Consider the following 17,867-nt stretch of genomic DNA (forward strand, 5'->3'; position numbering starts at 1 on the left):
CCGGGGCGTCCGATCAGCCGGCCGGTCGCACCTGCGGGCCGAGGACCGTCAGCGGCGCGCCGGCCAGCGCCAGCGAGCTGAGCGCATCGCCCTTCGCGTACGTCGCCGCCGCCACGACCTGCCCCGTCGGGCGCAGCACCAGGTAGGCGGCACCCGGGGCTTCCGGGGTGACGGTCGTCGTGGTGCCGGCGGCGACCCGCACCGTGGACGTCGCCAGCGGCTTCATCGCGGCGTCGAAGGCCTGCACCTCGACGCTCGCGGCCGTGCCCGGCGCGGTCAGGACGAGCTGCGGCACGTCCGTCCGGTCGCCCAGGGCCACCGGCACCACGGCCGGACCGGCGAGCGGCTCGGTCGCCTCGGCGTACGCGTAGTCGGCGGTCGTCGGCGCCATGCGGACGGTCGACGACACCGGCTGGTCGGACGTCAGCCGCAGGGCCTGGGCACCTGATCCGGCGGTCGGCGGCACCGTGACCGCCTGCAGCGTGCCGGCCTTGACCGTGACCTGCTCGAGGCCCGCGGGCGTGAAGGTGCCGGCTGGCCCGATGACCTCGACGTCGACGCGGGCGGTCGACGTGCCGGGGTTGAGCACGAGCAGGGTGCGCCCCGAGGTGCCGCCGACCAGGCCGCCGACGACCTGCTCCCGGCTGGGCGCAGCGGTCGCGGAGATCGGCTCGGTGCCGCGGAACGTGGCGGTGGAGGTGTCGTTGACGACGGCGGAGACCGAGCCGCGTCGGCGCTCGAGGTGCACGGCGACCTCCGACTCCCCGGCCGCGAGCGTGTCGAGCCGGATGCGACTCACCGAGAAGGGCTCGATCACGATGCCATCGGCGTCGACCGCGTCGATCTCGCCCTCCGGGCCCCACAGCGTCAGGTCGACCGAGGCCGGAGAGGCCGCGAGATTGGTCAGGATGAGGGTCGAGAAGTGCTTGTTGCCCGATCCGAGACCCAGCAGCCAGGCGTCGTCGACGATGCCGGGGCACGAGCCGACGACCAGGCCGCCGCCACCGGACTTCGGTGCCGTGCCGGCGAAGTAGCCGACGGCACCGGACCCCTTGCCCTGCTGGTCGACGATGACGCCCTGGCCGTCGACCACGCCGGTGCGCCACGCGTCGGCTGCTCCCAGCGCCTCGTCGGCCGTGCGAGACGGCAGAGCGGTCGCCGTGGCCGAGCTGCCGGGCACGACCTGGCCGGAGGCGACCGTGATGACCGATCCGGCCGGGCAGGCGTAGGACGACTGGGTGACGTCGACCGCGGTCGGTGCCCGGCGCGCGTCGTCGTCACCGGCCTTCGGCACCACCAGGGCCGTCACCGCCAGCAGCGTCGCGACGAGGGGGAACGCCGCCGCCTTGAGCACACCCAGTGCGTCACGGCCCGTCACGAGGCCACCTCCTCGACATCGCCGGCCAGGGGAGCCGGATCGGCGCGCCGGCGCACGGGTGCCGTCAGGACGATCGCGACGAGCCACGCGAGAACCTGCAGGCCCGTCAGCGGCCGGTGCCACCACGGGGCCGAGGGCCGGTCGAGGTCGGGCGCGGACGTCAGGGTCCAGACCCGGGAGTCGGGGTCGTCGCTGCCGGACGGCTCGAGCGACGGCGTCGCGTCGACGCGCCGGACGAGCTCGGGGTCGGCGTCGGGCGCGTAGATCGCGTCGATGCCTGCCGCGCTGAGGGTCGTGAGCTCGTCCGCGCTCGACTGCGCCAGCAGACGTCGCACCGCGTCGCTCAGCTGCGCGGTCGCCTCGTCGGACGGGGCGAGGGCCTCCTGGCCGAGGAACGGTCCGTCGCCCGCCACGACCCGCACGTCGACGCCACCGGCGATGCTGCCCCTGACGATCAGGGTGCTGCCGGGACGATCGGCCACGAAGGCGGGGACGACGGCGCGCGGCTGGTCGTCGAGCGGGTCTCCCGTGCCGCGTGCGACCCACCAGACGGCCGTCCCGATCGGCAGGACGAGCGCCAGGACGGTGGTCGCGACGACCACCGTCCGGGACCTGTCGACGACGGCGGGCACCGCCAGGAGCACCGCCGTCGCGAGACCGCCGATCCACAATCCGGTCGGGACGCCGACCCACGGCGTGACGCCTGCAGCTCCCGCCGCCGTCGAGAAGGTCACGAGCGTGCCGAGCAGCGCGACGCCGAGGCCGATGAGCGCCACGAGCCAGGCCAGCTGCACGCCCGGACGGGTCTCACGCGGCAGGAGTGCCAGCACCGCCAGCACCAGCAGCCCGACGCTGAGCCATCCCGGTGCCGATCCCGTGCCACCGCCGCGGCCGAGGAGCACGTCGGTCACGCTCGCGTCGCCGCCGACGGGCAACCCGGCCTCCCACCACATCTGCCACGGCCGGAGTGCCCGCTGGACCAGCCAGGGGCCCAGCAGCACCAGCGGCGTCACGAGGGCGACCACGAGCTGCCGGCTGACCCACCGTCCCTCGGACCACCACAGCACGAGCAGACCGGCCAGGCCCAGCACGAGCACGATCGGGGCGAACGCCGCGGCCAGCGCCGTCCAGATGCCCAGCCGGAGAGCCAGCTGCCAGCCGGGCTGCTCGGCCAGCTGCCAGGCGGTGTTGACGACGATCGGCAGGACCACCAGCGCGACCACGGTGCCGATGCGCCCCTGGGCCACGGCGCCCGTCGCGGCGACGGCCAGCGCGTAGCTGACGGCCCACACGAGCCGGGCGATGCGGTGCTCGCTGATCTGCCGGCCGAGGCGATGGGCCGTGAGCGCTGCCAAGGGGACGGCGAAGACCATGAGCAGCGTGACGACGAGGCCCGGTGCGAACCAGACCGGCGTCGCGGCGACCGCGAGCGGAAGGGCGAACAGCGGCGGCAGGGCCGTGCTGGCCAGGCCCGTGGCATGACTGCCCTCGAAGAGCAGGCCCCACCAGCCGGCTGCCGAGCCGGGTGCCGGCAGCAGCGCACCGCCGTCGAGGCCTCCTCCGAACAGGCTCCTGCCGGCCAGGACCGACAGGACGATCAGCGTCAGGACGGCGACGAGCCACGGCCGCCGCAGCAGCAGGGACGGTCCGTCGTCGAGGTCGACCGTCTCGTCGGGTGCACGGTCGAGCGTCGTCGACCGACGCCCGACCGACGACACGGCCTCTGGCTTGACGAGGGCCGTGACGGTGTCGCGGAGGACGTCGTAGCCGTGCTGGTAGGGCAGCCAGTACGGCGGGAAGAGGTCGCGGATCGCGCGGTGCGGACGCCTGCTGGTGCGCGCCCGGTGTCGTCTGGCCCGCAGCAGCGCGACGGGGTGCAGGTAGGTCGACCGCAGCGCGAGCAGCTCGTCGCCGGCTGCCTCCGGGTCCTTGCCGACCAGCAGGCCGAACACGCGGACCAGCGAGCCGACGAACAGGCGGACGTACTGCCACACGAAGTGCGGCATCGGGGTGTTGGCGAGCAGCGTGTAGAGCGCAGCACGCCGCTGCTCCCAGTGCGGGAGGTCGCCGGGCACGTGGGCGCGGGTGCCGCGACGGCTCGACTCGGCGTGGAACAGCACGGCCGTCGGCGCGGTGCGGGTGCGGTGCCCTGCCCGGGCCAGCCGCCACCCGAAGTCGATGTCGTCGAAGTGCAGCGGCAGGCGCGGGTCGAGACCGTCCAGCTCGTCCCACACGTCACGCCGCACCAGCATGCCGGCGGTGTTGACGGCGAGCACGTCGCGCGGTCGGTCGTGCTGCCCGGCATCGGGCTCGCCGGTCTCGAGCCCCGTCTCGCGCACTCCGGTCGAGGTGACCGTGAGGCCGACCTCGAGCAGGCGTCGCAGGGAGGGCCACTCGCGGATCTTGGGTCCGACCAGGGCGATGTCGGGCGATGACGTCGCGGTGTCGAGGAGCCCGGACAGCGTCCCGGGCAGCACCGAGGCGTCGTCGTGCAGGAGCCACAGCCAGTCGGTCGGCGGGAGGTCTGCCAGGGCCAGCTTGACCGCGTCGCCGAAGCCGGTGCCGGCCGGTGCGCGGGTGACGCGCTCGGCACCGAAGAAGTCTTCGAGCAGCTCGGTGGTGCCGTCGGTGGAGTCGACGTCGACGACCTGCCAGGCGGTCGGCGCGTAGTACATGTGCGTCAGCGACGCGAGCACCTTCGGCAGCCAGCGCGCGCCGTTGTGGGCCACGAGGACCGCCCCCACGGACGGTGGGGAGTCGAGCCAGTGGCGCGTCGCCCCCGCCTCGTCCACGCCTGCCTCGTCCACAACGGCCAACCCTAGGCCATCTCCCGAAACCCGCAGACGTGGTGAGTCAGGCCCGGGGCAAGGACGTCAGCCAAGCCTGGGCGGCGTCGCGCCCGTCCGGCAAGGCAGAGGAGGAAAGGCGCACTGGTGGGGGCACCTCCCGCGAGCGCTAGCGAGTGGGGGATTGTGCGCCGCCCGACGATAACGCCGCCGGTCGGGATGCGACGTCGTTCAGGCTCGTTTTTTGAGCTTGCGGCGCTCGCGCTCGGAAAGCCCGCCCCAGATGCCGAAGCGCTCGTCGTGGGCGAGGGCGTAGTCGAGGCACTCGCCGCGGACGTCGCACGTCAGGCAGACGCGCTTGGCCTCGCGCGTGGAGCCGCCCTTCTCGGGGAAGAAGGCTTCTGGGTCGGTCTGGGCGCAGAGCGCGCGCTCCTGCCACATGAGTTCCTCTTCGGGCTCGTGCGACAGTTCCAGATCGAATGACATACGTGGAATTACAGTCCTGTCGACTCGCACATGTCAAGCCGAATGGCAAGATTCGCGGAATGTGCGGCGTGTCGCCCCGCCGCGCGGCACCGGGTCGTGGGACGACACAATGGTCGGATGCGCATCACGCTCATCTCCGGCGCCGACGGGACCGCGTTCGCACGCGATCTCGCGGCGGCCCTCGCCCCCTCCGACGAGCTGACGGTCGTGGCCCCCATCGTGGGTGACCACTGGTCGGCGTGGCTCAAGGCCTGTCCCGATCTCGACGGCCTGCTGGGTGCGCCCGGTGTGCCGACCACGTTCGCCGTCGCCGACCAGCTGGCCGCGATCAACTACTCCCCCGCGTGGCAGCGCGTCAGCGACCAGGCGGTTGCTGCGCGACTCGTCCGCACCGAGCTCGTCGGCACGGGCTATTCGCTGTCGGAGGCGACGCTCGCGGCCGCGACCCGCGCTGGTCTGCCCTACCGGGTGCTGCCGATGAGCGACGACCGCGCCGAGCTGCGGGTCGTGGTGGACGGCGAGGAGCCACACGCGATCCACCTCGGTGAGTACCTCGCTGCTCCGGGCGCGCACTCCCCCACCGAGACCGTGCTGGTCGCGGAGGCGTGGACCGTGTCGCCGTCGGTCGTCGACCAGCTGCGCGCCACCGACGTGCTGGTGCTGGGTCCGTCGAGCCGCACCCTCGCGATCGACCCCGTCCTGCGCACACCGGGCCTGCTCGACGCGCTGCCGTCGACCGTCCCGGTACTGGTCGTCGACCACGACGACACCGCCCCGGCGGACCTCGTCCGGGTGGCCGGGCTGAGGGCCGACGACCCGGGCGCTGCCGAGCACGTGCCCGCCGACGCCGCCGCGGTCGCCGAACTCGTGCGACGGGTCGTGGCGTCGTGAAGACCCTCGACCAGCTGCTCCGCGCGGCATCCGACCCGTCGCAGCCGCTCATCACGTACTACGACCTCGTGACGGGCGAGCGCGTCGAGCTCAGCACCACGACTACGGCCAACTGGGTCGCCAAGACGAGCAACTTCCTGGTCGACGACCTCGAGGTCGAGCCGGGCACGCGCATCCGTGTCGGGCTGCCGAGCCACTGGTTGACGATGGTCTGGATCCTGTCCGCCTGGAACGTCGGCGCCGCCCTCGTCGACCACGACGCCACGATCGGGGTCAGCGGGCCCGAGCTCGAGGCCGACGAACCGCACCGGCTCGCCGCCTCGCTGCGGCCGCTCGGCGGACGGTTCGTCGAGGCACCGACCGGCTTCGTCGACCTCGGGGCCGAGGTCCCGGGGCACGGCGACCACTTCGTCGCGCTCGACCCGCCGTCCCCCGACACGCTGGCCCTCGACCTCGACGGCACGCCCCGCAGCCAGGCCGACGTCCTGGCGTCCACGCCTGCTGTGTCCGAGCGGCTGGTCGTCACCCCCGGCTCCCTGTCGCGGGACGCCGATCTGATCGCGGGCGCGTGCCTCGGCGGCGGCTCGCTGGTGGTCGTGGCGTCCGCCACACCCGAGCAGATCGCGGCAGTGGCGCAGCAAGAGGGCGGCGTCCCAGCATGAACCGATCCTCTACACTCGTCCGAGGCTGACGCGGCACGTCCCCGGGGCCACGATCGTCTGAACAGTAGGGACACGACACGCAATGACAATCGCCGACGACGCTGCGCGCGCTGGCCTGACCAAGGTCGGCGGTCGCCCGCCCCTGCGTGCCTACGTCACCGAGGTGTGGCAGCGGCGCGCGTTCATCTACTCCCTGGCCCGGTTCAAGATCGAGTCCGAGAACCAGCAGAACTCCCTCGGCATGTTCTGGGTCATCCTCAAGCCTCTGCTGAACGCCCTGATCTACGGAGCGGTCTTCGGCGTCCTGATCGGCCCCCAGGGACGTCCTCCGCACTTCGTCGAGTTCCTCATCATCGGCATCTTCGTCTTCGAGTTCTTCGCGCAGTCGTGGACCGCGGGCGGGCGAGCCATCACCAACAACTCCGCCCTGGTGCAGAGCCTGGCGTTCCCGCGCATGGTCCTGCCTCTGGCCGCAGTCACCGAGCGGTTCCTCAAGTTCCTGCCCACGGTCGGCATCATGCTGGTCTTCCTGATTGCCACCGGCAACCCGATCTCGTGGCACTGGCTGTTGATCGTGCCGATCTTCGCGCTCTTCTTCGCCTTCACCTGCGGCATCGTGCTGATCACGGCCCGCCTCGCCGTGCACTGGCGCGACCTCAACAACTTCCTGCCGTTCATCACCCGGTTCTTCTTCTACACGACCGGCATCTTCTTCAGCATCGAGGAGCGGTTCGGCCCCAAGCCACCGTCGGCCGCCAACCCGCAGGGCACACCCGGCCACCCCTGGCTCGTGACCGCGACCGACTACCAGCCCGTCCACGAGTTCCTGAGCATCGCCCGCGCATCGCTGCTGGACGGCCCGACCTACACGACCAACGGCGACTACTGGCTGTACGCGTGCCTGTGGACCGTCGCGGTGGTGGCCTTCGGGGTCTGGTTCTTCTGGCGCGCCGAGGAAAGGTACGGACGTGTCGACTGAGCCGCACGAGAGCACCCGGGACCTCGACGACATCGGACCCCGACCCGAGCCTCCGGCCAAGCCGACCGGGCCACGAGCCCCCGTCGTGATCGTCGACGACGTGCACGTCGAGTACAAGGTATTCGCGACCGGCAAGCGCCCGTCGGCTGCTGATCGCAAGACGCTCAAGCTGCGCGGTCGCGGCAAGCAGATGCGCACCGTGCACGCCCTCAAGGGCGTCTCGTTCACGGCGTACCAGAACGACAGCATCGGCGTCATCGGCACCAACGGCTCCGGAAAGTCGACACTCATGCGGGCCATCGCCGGTCTGACGCCGACCAGCCAGGGTGCCATCTACTCCGACTCCCGACCCAGCCTGCTGGGCGTCGGCGCGGCCCTGCTCAAGGATCTGTCCGGCGAGCGCAACGTCATCCTCGGCGGCCTCGCGATGGGGTTCACGATGGAGGAGATCGAGGAGCGCTACGACGAGGTCGTGGAGTTCGCCGGCCTCGAGAAGTTCATCGACCTGCCGATGCGCGCCTACTCGTCGGGCATGACCGCGCGGCTCAAGTTCGCGATCGCCAGCATGGCCACCCACGAGATCCTCATCGTCGACGAGGCCCTCGCCGTGGGCGACCGCAAGTTCCGTCAGCGGAGCGAGGCCCGCATCCGCGAGATCCGCGACAACGCGGGCACGGTGTTCCTGGTCAGCCACTCGATGCAGTCGATCAAGGACACCTGCAGCCGCGTGATCTGGCTCGACCAGGGCACTCTGCTCATGGACGGCGACCCCGACGAGGTCATCCGCGAGTACCACAAGGCCCAGGACAAGTAGCGCGCGGCTCCTTCGTCGCCGCTCCAGCCGTTCGTTCCTCACGGCTGCCAGGCTTCGCCTGGGCGCTTGCCTTCGCTCGCAGGGCTCGCTCGGCCCGTGGTGACGTGTCGTGCTTGCGCTCGCCCGATTGCTTTGGGTTTAGCAGGCGGTTTTGAGGTCTTCGGCGTTGTTGGCCGAGCGGCCCTCGGTCGGCGACTGGGTCGTCGGGGTCGTGGGTGCCGGCTGCGTCGGCGTCGTGGCCGAAGGGGTGCCGGGCGTCGCGCCGGTCGACTGGCTCGCGGCCGGTGCGCGGGTGCCCTCGGAGGTGCGGATGGCGTCCTTGATCGCGGCGTGGATCGCGTCGAAGTCGGGCGTCTGGGTGTTGAACTGCGGCGGGACGATCGAGACCGTGCGGATCTGCTTGCCCCGCGCCTTGAGCGCCAGGTCGGCGAACCGGCCCAGCTCGGTCTGCGGGATGTTGGTGCTCAGCAGGTCCTTGCCCGAGCTCGCGATGTCGGTGGCGTTGGTCAGCACGTTGGCCGGGCTCAGCTGGTTGGCCATCGCCGCCATGAGGCACTTCTGGCGCCCCATGCGCGCATAGTCGTCGGACTGCACGCGACTGCGGGCGTACCAGAGGGCCTTCTGGCCGTCGAGCTTCTGCCGGCCCGGCTCGATGTAGACGTTCTTGTAGGCGTCGTCATGACCGAACATCGCGATGCGGCTCTTGACGTCCATCTCGACGCCGCCGACCGCGTCGACGAGTCCCTTGAAGCCGTTGAGGTTGACCATGACGTAGTAGTTGATCGTGAGATCGGTGGCCCCCTCGACCGCGTCGATCGTGGCGTCGAGGCCGGGATCCTTGCTGTCGGGATACAGGTCCTTGCGGTCCTGGGCGGCGGTGTGGACGGCGTTGAGCAGGCACTCGTCGCCGCAGTTGTAGCCGTACGGGTAGAGCGCGTGCATCGGCGAGCTGTCGCGGAACGGCACGTTCTCGAGGTTGCGGGGCAGCGACACGAGCACCGACTTGCCGGTGTCGGCGTCGATGCTGACGACCGTCAGCGAGTCGGGGCGGATGCCCGTGCGGTCGGCCCGGGCGTCGGAACCGACCAGCAGGATGTTGTAGCGCCCCTCGAGGGGCTTGGACGTCTTGGTCTCCGGGAAGACCTCCTGCACGACGTTGCGCTGCACCTGGATCAGCTGCGAGGCGAAGGCCGTCGAGCCCGCGACGCTGCCGATGATGGCCAGGTTGACGACCGTCACGACGGCCGCCCGGGCGAACGTCAGCCGCACGGGCGAGCCGAGCCGCCACGCGTCGATGAACAGCGCCAGCCAGATCAGCACCAGCACGACCATCGCGACCCGCGTGGCCAGCAGGACGTCAGGATCGGTGAACCAGCCCAGCACGCGGGCGCGATCGGTGCGGAACGTGTAGAACACGAAGACCCCGCCGAGGATGGCCGTCAGCCAGCCGGCGATCGCCGTCCACCCGATGGTCCGCTTGCCGAGGGCGACCTGCGCCGAGCCGGGCACCGCCATCGTCATGAGGCACAGCGTGAGGACACGGCGGAACCGGACACGCGGCGAGTCGAGGTGCCGGTCCTCGTAACCGCGGCCCAGCAGACTGGCCCGATGCGTCATGGTTCCTCGTGATCTTGCGCAGCGGACGGATGCCGCCGGACGGAGTGTCCAGTATCGCTGATGGCGGTGCCACTCGTGCACCAGAGCCCGCTATCTCAGCGACTCCTCAGCGTCCCGGACGGCGTGGCGGTCAGCAGGCCGCGCCGAGGTCGGTGCTCTGGTTGGCCTTGATCGGGTCCTTCTTCTTCTCGGCGACCTTCTGCTCGACCTGCTCCTCCTGCGTCGGAGGCACCGCGAGCGCCGCGGTGACGAGGTGGGCCTCGGTCGCCGCCGTCCTGCCCTCGGCGGCGTCGATGGCACCGCTGATCATGTCGCGGACCTTCACGTAGTCGGGGTTGCCGGTGTAGATGACCGGCGGGACGAGCGAGACCGTCGAGACCTTCTGCGACTTGGCCTTGAGCGCGAGGTCCATGAAGACGTCGAGGTCCTTCTGCGGGATGTCGGTGCTGAGCAGCTCCTTGCCCGACTTCGCGATCTTGCCGACGTTGAGCAGCACCTTCTGCGGGCTCATCTCCTGCACCATCGCGTTCATGACGCACTTCTGGCGTCCCATGCGCGAGAAGTCGTTGTTCTGCACCCGGCTGCGCGAGTACCAGAGCGCCTGGTCACCCGTGAGCTTCTGCTTGCCGGCCTTGATGTAGCCGCGGATCGGCGAGCCGATGCCACCGATCGCGGTGCGCTCGCGGACGTTGAGCGTCACGCCGCCGACGGCGTCGATGAGCTTGGAGAAGCCCTTCATGTTGACCATCGCGTAGTAGTTGAGCTTGAGGCCCGTGATCTGCTCGACGGCGTCCATCGTCGCCTTGATGCCGGGCGACTTGGTGCCGTAGCGGTCGGCGTGGTCGTTGGCCCAGGTGTTGACCGAGTTGAGGTAGCAGCCGTCGCAGTCGAAGCCGTTCGGGAACTCCTTGTCCATCACGGTGCCGGGCTTGAAGGGCACGTCCTCGAGGTTGCGGGGCAGGCCGATCAGCACGGTCTTGCCCGTGTCCTTGTCGATCGAGGCGACCGTCAGCGAGTCGGGACGCACGCCGTTGCGGTCGGGACCGGAGTCGCCGCCCAGCAGCAGGACGTTGTAGCGGCCGTCCTCGGGTGCCGAGGTCGTGCTGGCCGAGAACACCTCGCCGACGAATGACTGCGAGGTGCTGACCATGTGGGCGGCGAAGAACATCGCCCCGGCCGTCACGAAGCACAGGGCGCTGTTGAGCCCCGTCATCCACAGCCGGTGCTTGCGCGCCATCTCCAGCGGCCGACCGAGTCGCCAGGCGTCGACCATCAGCGCGACCCAGGCGATCGCGCCCGCGATCAGGACCCAACGGCCCAGCGTCAGCACCGTCGGGTTGGTCATCAGCGAGAACAGTCCCGTGCGCGAGGTCAGCGACACGATCAGCAGCAGCGCACCGGCGGCCAGGAAGCCCAGCCAGATGCGCAGGCTGATGCGTCCGATGCGCTTGTCGCCGGCCACGAGCTGGGCGGAGCCGGGCATGACGAGCGTCATGGCCATGAGGGTCAGGGCGCGGCGGAACTGGATGCGTGCCGAGGTGTCGGCCGGACGGGCGTAGGACCCACCCATGACACTCGATGAAACGTCAGACATGGTGTCCTCGCGGATCGGGGAAGAGGCTGAGGTGGTCTCAGTATTCACACAAACTCTCAAGACGAGGTTGAGGGCGCGCCGCGCCGCGCCGTCCAATTTTCGGCCGCGGCCCGGTGCCGCGCTCCGGTCCTGGCGCTGAGGGGTCCGGTACGGTCGTGCTCATGTCAGATCAGCGCCCCGAGGGCAGCTACGGGTGGCTCTACGGCGAGGACGACGCAAACCGGCAGGCACCCCGCTCCAACGCCTCCGCACCCCCGACGTCCCAGCTCCCGCCGCCCAATCTGCCGCCTCCCGGAGGCCGTGGCAACGGCCCTGCAGTGGGTGGCGGTGACGGCCGTCCGCCGAAGCAGAAGAAGCGCCGCACCAAGCGCCGCGTGGCCGGCATCCTGGTGCTGGCGTGGATCGTGTTCCTGGTGGCCGTGCCGATCTGGGCCTGGGGCAAGATCGCCAAGGTCGACGCCGATCCAGGCGGCGACCGTCCGGCCGACCAGCCCGGCACGACCTACCTGATGGTCGGCTCCGACAGCCGGCGCGGGCTCACCAAGGCCGAGCAGAAGGCCCTGTCGACCGGCGGTGACGGCGGCGGACGGGGACGCACCGACACGATCATGCTGCTCCACACCGGCAGCGGCCCCGACGTGCTGATGTCGATCCCCCGCGACTCCCTGGTCGACATCCCCGGCTACGGCCGCACCAAGATCAATGCCGCCTACGCCTACGGCGGTGCCAAGCTGCTCGTCAAGACGATCGAGAACAACACCGGCATCCGCGTCGACGACTACGTCGAGGTCGGCTTCGGCGGTCTCGTCAAGGTCGTCGACTCCCTCGGCGGCGTCGAGATCTGCCCCAAGACCGACATCAAGGACAAGGACTCGGGGCTCGACGTCAAGAAGGGCTGCCAGAACGCCGACGGAGCCACCGCGCTGGCGTACTCGCGCAACCGTCACACCTATGCGACGCAGGACATCCAGCGGGTCCAGAGCCAGCGCGAGGTGCTCGGCTCGATCGCCGGGCAGGCCAAGTCGCCGTGGACCGTCATCAACCCGCTGCGCTACCTCAACGTCGCCTCCGGCGCATCGGGATCCCTGACGATCGGCGAGAACGTCGGACCGCTGTCGCTGGGCAAGTTCGCCTTCGCGCTCTCGGGCTCGATGAGCGGCAAGGGACTCAACTGCACCGTGCCGCTGCGAGACTTCGCCGTGACGTGGGATCCCGAGCGCGCGCCCCGCATGTTCGACCTCATCGCCCAGGACAAGACCGACGAGATCGGGTCGCTGTGCACCAAGGACGGCCTCCCGAAGTCGTAGAGCCCGCCCGATAGATTGGGGCTCATGACTTCTGCAGACCAGCACCAGGGCGCTCACGCCTACGGCCTCGCGACGCTCACGGCCGACGGGACGGTGCTCGACGTCTGGTACCCCGAGCCCCGGCTGGGCGCGGCTCCCGAGCACGAGACCGAGCCCGCCGAGCTCACGGCGCTCGAGGGCGACGACGCCGTCCGCCAGGTCACCAAGGTCGTCGTGCTGACCGAGATCGACGATCTCGGGGCCGCCCCCGCCGACGCCTACGACGTCTGGCTGCGCCTGCACCTGCTGTCGCACCGGCTGGTCCGTCCGCACGGGCTCAACCTCGACGGCCAGTTCGGGCTGCTCGCCAACGTCGTCTGGACGTCGATCGGCCCGTGCGCCGTCGCCGACTTCGAGGCGACCCGCGCTCGCGCCCGCGGGGCCGGCCAGCACGTCCAGGTCACCAGCGTCGACAAGTTCCCGCGGATGACCGACTACGTGATCCCCACGGGCGTGCGCATCGGAGACGCCGACCGCGTCCGTCTGGGCGCGCACCTCGCCGAGGGCACCACGGTCATGCACGAGGGCTTCGTCAACTTCAACGCCGGCACGCTCGGCCACGCGATGGTCGAGGGGCGCATCTCGGCCGGTGTGGTGGTGGGTGACGGCTCGGACGTCGGCGGCGGCGCGTCGATCATGGGCACGTTGTCCGGTGGCGGCAAGGAGGTCGTCCGGGTCGGCGAGAACTGCCTCATCGGGGCCAACGCCGGCATCGGCATCTCGCTCGGCAACGACTGCGTCGTCGCCGCGGGCACCTACGTCACGGCCGGCGCGAAGGTCACGACTCCCGACGGCTCGGTGGTCAGGGCGTCCGAGCTGTCAGGTCAGGACGGCATCCTGTTCCTCGTCAACAGCCAGACCGGCGTGCTCGAGGCGCGTCCTCGCGGCGACCGCACCGGCATCGAGCTCAACGCGGCGCTGCACGCCAACTAGGCGGGCTGGCGGCGAGGGTCACGCCCGGTGAGGTTCCGATGGTTCGTCGTGCTGGGGCTGGTGTCGGCCGCGGTGCTGTTCGCGACGGTGGTCCGCGACCGCGCTCCGATGCGGGCGGAGTTCTGTGTCGCCGACGTCGGTGACACCCGCGCGCAGCTCGATCTCGAGCAGGGCCGGTGGGCTGCGCTGATCGCGGCGATCGCCCAGCAGCGTGGGCTGCCGCCGCGGGCCACGACGATCGCGATCGCGACGGCCTTCCAGGAGTCGAAGATCCACAACATCGACTACGGCGACCGCGACTCGGTGGGGCTGTTCCAGCAGCGTCCCTCACAGGGCTGGGGCACCGCGGCGCAGATCATGGACCCGCACCACGCGATCGGCGAGTTCTACGACGCCCTGGTCAAGGTCGACGGCTACGAGACCATGGTTATCAATGACGCAGCGCAGCTCGTGCAGCGCTCGGGGTTCCCGGAGGCGTACGCCCAGCACGAGGACTACGCCCGCGCCCTCGCCTCGTCGCTGCGCGGCTACAGCCCGGCGGCGTTCACGTGCCAGGTCAACCCCGGTGGCAGCGGCAGCACGACCGCTGTCGTCGACGACGTGCGCCAGGCCTTCGGCGACATCACGGTGGTCCGCAACGGCGACGACGCGTCGTACCCGCTGAGCGGACGTCCGGCCGACATCGAGGCTCGCGGATGGGCCATCGCGCAGTACCTCGTGGGCCAGGCCGCGTTCCTCGGCATCAGCGAGGTCACGTTCGACGGCTACCGGTGGACGGCCGTCGACTCCGACCAGGGCTGGGAGAAGGGTGCTGTCCCCCGTTCGACGACCGTCCGGGTCTCGACGAACTGAGGCAGACACCTGATGGTCCGTGGCGGGGACCGAGGATGAGGGTTCGTGGCAGCGCAGGCTACCCAAGACCCTCATCGTCCGTCGGAGCCCGACAGCGGGAGGAGGGACGGTCAGGCGGTCAGGCGCTCGACCGCGGCGGCGACACGCTCGTCGGTCGCGGTGAAGGCGATGCGGACGTGCTGGGCACCCGCGGCGCCGTAGAAGTCGCCCGGTGCGGCCAGGATGCCCCGCTCCGCCAGCCACGCGATCGTCTCGCGGCACGGCTCGCCGCGCGTCGACCACAGGTAGAGGGCACCCTCGGAGTGCTCCACCGTGAACCCGGCCGTCTCGAGCGCGGCCCGCAGCGCGGCACGGCGAGCGGCGTAGACCTCGCGCTGCACCGACACGTGGTCGTCGTCGGCGAGGGCCGCGGTCATGGCGGCCTGCACGGGCGTCGGCAGCATGAAGCCCAGGTGCTTGCGGACGGCCAGCAGCTCGGACACGACCGACTCGTCGCCCGTCACGAACGCATCGCGGTAGCCCGCGAGGTTGGACCGCTTCGAGAGCGAGTGCACCGCCAGCAGGCCGTCGAACGAGCCCCCGCAGATGTCGGGGTGCAGCACCGACACCGGCTCACCGTCCCAGGCGAACTCCAGGTAGCACTCGTCGGAGACCAGCAGCGCCCCCCGGTCGCGGGCGAACTCGACGACCTTGCGCAGGTGGTCGGCACCCAGGATGCGCCCGTGGGGGTTGGCCGGGGAGTTGACGTAGATCAAGGCGGGACGACGGGGGCCGATCGCGACGGTCGAGTCGGCGGCCAGCACCTGGCAGCCGGCGTAGCGCGCGCCCACCTCATAGGTCGGATAGGCCAGCTCGGGGAGCACCACGAGGTCGTCGGGGCCGAGCCCCAGCTGCATCGGCAGGTTGGCGATGAGCTCCTTGGAGCCGACCGTCGGCAGCACCTGGGAGGGGCTGAGCCCCGTGATGGCGAAGCGTCGCTCGAGCCAGTCGACGGCGGCCTGACGCAGCGACTCCGGTCCGAAGACCGTCGGGTAGCCCGGCGCATCGGCCGCGGCCACGAGAGCCTCGCGAGCGACGGCGGGCGTCGGGTCGACGGGCGTGCCGATCGACAGGTCGACGATGCCGCCGGGATGCTCGGAGGCGCGCTGCTTGGCCTCGGCGAGGGTGTCCCAGGGAAACTCCGGGAACCTCGTCGACACGCGGGGCGCGGAGCGACCGCCCACCTGCGGCTACTCCTGGTTCTGCGGGGGCAGCGCGGCGATCATCGGGTGATCCTTGTCGATCACACCGAGCTTGGCAGCGCCGCCGGGCGAGCCGAGGTCGTCGAAGAAGTTGACGTTGGCGTCGTAGTAGTCCTTCCACTCCGGCGGCGTGTCGTCCTCGTAGAAGATGGCCTCGACGGGGCACACGGGCTCACACGCACCGCAGTCGACGCACTCGTCGGGGTGGATGTAGAGCATCCGCTTGCCCTCGTAGATGCAGTCGACGGGACACTCGTCCACACACGCGCGGTCCTTGATGTCCACACACGGCTGGGCGATCACGTACGTCACGGGCTTCTTCTCCTTCGGCGAGCTGCGACCAGTATCCCGTCCGGGTGGACGCAGGGACTAGTTAGGTTCGCCTCAAACGACATGGAAGTCTTGTCCCCATGACTCTAGACGCTGCCGCGGTGGGTGCCCGCATCGTCGTGCGCCATGAGACGGGTGGCACGGGCCCGACCGGCGGACCCCAGATGACCGACGTCGTCGGGCACGTCCGAGCGGTCGACGACAGCGTCGTCACGGTCGAGCTGCGGGACGGCTCGACGCGCTCCGTCGAGCTGTCGACCGTCGTGACGTGGAAGCGCGTGCCCGACCGGCCCGTCCGTCGCCGTCGGGCCGTGGCGATCGACCCCGACGAGTTGACACGCATCACCTCGCGGGGCTGGCCGGCCGTCGAGTCCGTCGCCCTCGGCGACTGGGAGCTGCGCCACGCCGGACGCTTCACGGGCCGCGCCAACTCGGTCGCCGTCACGGGCTCCCCCGGCCTGCCGTTCGCCGAGGCCCTCGATCGGGTGCTGGCCTTCTACCGAGAGCGCTCGGCACCTGCGCTCGCGCAGGTCGTGGTGGGCTCCGAGAACGACCGACTGCTGGCAGCCGCCGGGTGGACGCCCACGGCCGGCTATCACGGCGGTGCCGTCGTGCAGGTCGCCGACCTCGGGGCGAGCTACACGTCGGACGCGGTCGCCCGGGTGTCGCCCACGGCCGATGACGAGTGGCTCTCGCACTACGGACGCGTCGACGACCCGGCGTCCGCCCGGGCGGTCATGGAAGGCCCGGCCCGCGTGGCGTTCGTGTCGATCGGCGCACCGACCGTGGCGATCGGCCGGGTCGTCGTCACGGGCGAGTGGGCGGGGCTGTCGGCCGTCGAGGTGGACGTCGCCGCGCGCCGGCAGGGGCTGGCCCGGCGCATCGTCGAGACCTCGTTGGCGTGGGCCGCCAGCGAGGGTGCCGACAAGGCGTACCTGCAGACCATGCGGTCCAACACCGCCGCGTTGGCGCTCTACCGCCCGTACGGCTTCGTCGACCACCACGACTACGTGTACCGCGAGCCGGGCACAGGCTTCTCACAAGGATGACACCGTGAACCCTCAGCCCCGGTCCGTAGGGTCGAGCCCATGAGTGACGACCACACCCCGCACGAGCACGATCTCGGCCTCTCTCACGACCTGCCGACGGTGCTGAACCGCCGCCGGGCGCTGGGCCTGCTGAGCGCGGCTGGCCTGGCCGCCGCGCTGGCGGCCTGCAGCGGCGGCAACAACGCACCCGACTCGTCGGGCGGAGGCAGCACCTCCAACTCGTCCGGCGGGGCCGGCTCGGCCACAGCCCCCACCGCGGCCACGGCCGTCGACGAGATCCCCGAGGAGACCGCCGGCCCCTTCCCGGCCGACGGCAGCAACGGGGTCGACGTGCTGACCGAGAGCGGCATCGTCCGCCCCGACATCAGCGCGAGCTTCGGCGGCTCCAGCACCGTCGCCGCGGGCGTGCCGGTCAGCGTCGCCCTCAGGGTCGTCGACCTGAGCGGCGAGACCGTCACCCCGTACGCGGGAGCGGCCGTCTACCTGTGGCACTGCGACCAGCTGGGTCGCTACTCGATGTACGACGACGAGATCGTCGATGAGAACTACCTGCGCGGCGTGCAGGTGGCCGATGCCGACGGACGACTGTCGTTCACGACCGTCTTCCCGGGGGCCTACCCCGGGCGCTGGCCGCACATGCACTTCGAGGTCTACCCCGACGAGGCGTCGGCCGTGACGTCGTCGGGCCGGTTGCGCACCTCGCAGCTCGCGATCCCCGAGGACGCCTGCACGGACGTCTACGCGACGTCCGGCTACGACAACAGCGCGCAGAACCTGCGCCGCACCTCGCTCGACTCCGACTCGGTCTTCGGCGACGGCTACTCGCTGCAGCTGGCCACGGCGTCGGGGTCGGTCGACGAGGGCTATGCGCTGACGCTCACCGTCGCCGTCTGACCGCCGGCGGCGAGC

General features: G+C 70.9%; 16 protein-coding genes. 9 read left to right on the top strand and 7 right to left on the bottom strand.

The features are described from left to right. Positions 1–13: 13 nt before the first annotated feature. From JOF40_RS00250 to JOF40_RS00260, 3 genes are all read right to left on the bottom strand, one after another. Positions 14–1,378 (bottom strand): DUF5719 family protein, encoded by a 1,365-nt coding sequence (locus JOF40_RS00250; protein ID WP_129183026.1) that lies wholly within the window; start codon positions 1,376–1,378, stop codon positions 14–16. Continuing rightward, a complete protein-coding gene (locus JOF40_RS00255) occupies positions 1,375–4,170 on the bottom strand; it encodes a glycosyltransferase family 2 protein (protein ID WP_129183028.1) in 2,796 nt (931 codons plus the stop codon). The genes JOF40_RS00250 and JOF40_RS00255 overlap by 4 nt, the downstream gene beginning before the upstream one ends. 225 nt (positions 4,171–4,395) lie before the next feature. Next, positions 4,396–4,650: a WhiB family transcriptional regulator gene (locus JOF40_RS00260; protein ID WP_129183030.1), complete on the bottom strand. Its 255-nt coding sequence runs from the start codon at positions 4,648–4,650 to the stop codon at positions 4,396–4,398. A gap of 117 nt (positions 4,651–4,767) precedes the next feature. On the opposite strand from JOF40_RS00260, the gene JOF40_RS00265 reads away from it, so the two are divergent. The 4 genes from JOF40_RS00265 to JOF40_RS00280 all read left to right on the top strand — a co-directional run bounded on the left by JOF40_RS00265 (position 4,768) and on the right by JOF40_RS00280 (position 7,996). Beyond that, positions 4,768–5,541 (top strand): 2-phospho-L-lactate transferase CofD family protein, encoded by a 774-nt coding sequence (locus tag JOF40_RS00265; RefSeq protein WP_188111755.1) that lies wholly within the window; start codon positions 4,768–4,770, stop codon positions 5,539–5,541. Then, the gene (locus JOF40_RS00270; RefSeq protein ID WP_129183034.1) at positions 5,538–6,203 is read left to right on the top strand and encodes a TIGR03089 family protein; all 666 of its coding nucleotides are present in this window, start codon (positions 5,538–5,540) and stop codon (positions 6,201–6,203) included. The genes JOF40_RS00265 and JOF40_RS00270 overlap by 4 nt, the downstream gene beginning before the upstream one ends. Positions 6,204–6,285: 82 nt before the next feature. Beyond that, positions 6,286–7,182: an ABC transporter permease gene (locus JOF40_RS00275; RefSeq protein WP_129183036.1), complete on the top strand. Its 897-nt coding sequence runs from the start codon at positions 6,286–6,288 to the stop codon at positions 7,180–7,182. Continuing rightward, positions 7,172–7,996 carry an ABC transporter ATP-binding protein gene (locus tag JOF40_RS00280; RefSeq protein ID WP_246152816.1) on the top strand — a complete coding sequence of 275 codons (825 nt, stop codon included), beginning with the start codon at positions 7,172–7,174 and terminating at the stop codon, positions 7,994–7,996. Before JOF40_RS00275 ends, JOF40_RS00280 begins: the two co-directional genes overlap by 11 nt. A gap of 138 nt (positions 7,997–8,134) precedes the next feature. Here JOF40_RS00280 and JOF40_RS00285 read toward each other — a convergent pair whose 3' ends face one another. Both JOF40_RS00285 and JOF40_RS00290 read right to left on the bottom strand, forming a co-directional pair. Continuing rightward, positions 8,135–9,613, bottom strand: coding sequence for an LCP family protein (locus tag JOF40_RS00285; RefSeq protein ID WP_129183038.1), 1,479 nt, complete (start codon positions 9,611–9,613; stop codon positions 8,135–8,137). A gap of 130 nt (positions 9,614–9,743) precedes the next feature. Next, entirely contained in the window at positions 9,744–11,207 is a 1,464-nt protein-coding gene (locus JOF40_RS00290; RefSeq protein ID WP_129183039.1) for an LCP family protein, read from the bottom strand. 161 nt (positions 11,208–11,368) lie between these two features. Here JOF40_RS00290 and JOF40_RS00295 point away from each other — a divergent pair, with 161 nt between their 5' ends. Genes JOF40_RS00295 through JOF40_RS20105 form a run of 3 tightly spaced genes read left to right on the top strand, consistent with a single transcriptional unit; the run spans position 11,369 to position 14,338 of the window. Next, positions 11,369–12,514 (top strand): LCP family protein, encoded by a 1,146-nt coding sequence (locus JOF40_RS00295; RefSeq protein WP_129183041.1) that lies wholly within the window; start codon positions 11,369–11,371, stop codon positions 12,512–12,514. A 24-nt stretch (positions 12,515–12,538) separates the two neighbouring features. Then, complete coding sequence (gene dapD / locus JOF40_RS00300; protein ID WP_129183043.1) at positions 12,539–13,486, top strand: 2,3,4,5-tetrahydropyridine-2,6-dicarboxylate N-succinyltransferase; 948 nt, start codon at positions 12,539–12,541, stop codon at positions 13,484–13,486. Positions 13,487–13,513: 27 nt separating this feature from the next. Beyond that, complete coding sequence (locus JOF40_RS20105) at positions 13,514–14,338, top strand: hypothetical protein (protein ID WP_129183045.1); 825 nt, start codon at positions 13,514–13,516, stop codon at positions 14,336–14,338. 110 nt (positions 14,339–14,448) lie between these two features. Here the strand turns inward: JOF40_RS20105 and dapC are convergent, their stop codons facing one another. Together dapC and fdxA are read right to left on the bottom strand one after the other, a co-directional pair. Further along, entirely contained in the window at positions 14,449–15,561 is a 1,113-nt protein-coding gene (dapC, locus tag JOF40_RS00310; protein ID WP_246152814.1) for a succinyldiaminopimelate transaminase, read from the bottom strand. 6 nt (positions 15,562–15,567) lie between these two features. Continuing rightward, positions 15,568–15,891: a ferredoxin gene (gene fdxA / locus JOF40_RS00315; protein WP_129183047.1), complete on the bottom strand. Its 324-nt coding sequence runs from the start codon at positions 15,889–15,891 to the stop codon at positions 15,568–15,570. Positions 15,892–15,989: 98 nt separating this feature from the next. Between fdxA and JOF40_RS00320 the strand changes: the two genes are divergently transcribed. Together JOF40_RS00320 and JOF40_RS00325 are read left to right on the top strand one after the other, a co-directional pair. Beyond that, positions 15,990–16,958 (top strand): GNAT family N-acetyltransferase, encoded by a 969-nt coding sequence (locus JOF40_RS00320; RefSeq protein WP_129183049.1) that lies wholly within the window; start codon positions 15,990–15,992, stop codon positions 16,956–16,958. A 39-nt stretch (positions 16,959–16,997) separates the two neighbouring features. Further along, positions 16,998–17,852, top strand: a complete 855-nt coding sequence (locus tag JOF40_RS00325) for a dioxygenase family protein (protein WP_129183051.1) — start codon at positions 16,998–17,000, stop codon at positions 17,850–17,852. Positions 17,853–17,867 lie beyond the last annotated feature (15 nt).

It is taken from the genome of Aeromicrobium fastidiosum (assembly GCF_017876595.1).
Classification (GTDB): Bacteria; Actinomycetota; Actinomycetes; order Propionibacteriales; family Nocardioidaceae; genus Aeromicrobium; species Aeromicrobium fastidiosum.

Excerpts from the sequence above, each read along its gene's own strand:
- JOF40_RS00260 (WP_129183030.1), bottom strand. The coding sequence starts at position 4,650 with ATGTCATTCGATCTGGAACTGTCGCACGAGCCCGAAGAGGAACTCATG.
- JOF40_RS00265 (WP_188111755.1), top strand. The coding sequence starts at position 4,768 with ATGCGCATCACGCTCATCTCCGGCGCCGACGGGACCGCGTTCGCACGC.
- JOF40_RS00275 (WP_129183036.1), top strand. The coding sequence starts at position 6,286 with ATGACAATCGCCGACGACGCTGCGCGCGCTGGCCTGACCAAGGTCGGC.
- JOF40_RS00285 (WP_129183038.1), bottom strand. The coding sequence starts at position 9,613 with ATGACGCATCGGGCCAGTCTGCTGGGCCGCGGTTACGAGGACCGGCAC.
- JOF40_RS00290 (WP_129183039.1), bottom strand. The coding sequence starts at position 11,207 with ATGTCTGACGTTTCATCGAGTGTCATGGGTGGGTCCTACGCCCGTCCG.
- JOF40_RS00295 (WP_129183041.1), top strand. The coding sequence starts at position 11,369 with ATGTCAGATCAGCGCCCCGAGGGCAGCTACGGGTGGCTCTACGGCGAG.
- dapD (WP_129183043.1), top strand. The coding sequence starts at position 12,539 with ATGACTTCTGCAGACCAGCACCAGGGCGCTCACGCCTACGGCCTCGCG.
- JOF40_RS00320 (WP_129183049.1), top strand. The coding sequence starts at position 15,990 with ATGACTCTAGACGCTGCCGCGGTGGGTGCCCGCATCGTCGTGCGCCAT.
- JOF40_RS00325 (WP_129183051.1), top strand. The coding sequence starts at position 16,998 with ATGAGTGACGACCACACCCCGCACGAGCACGATCTCGGCCTCTCTCAC.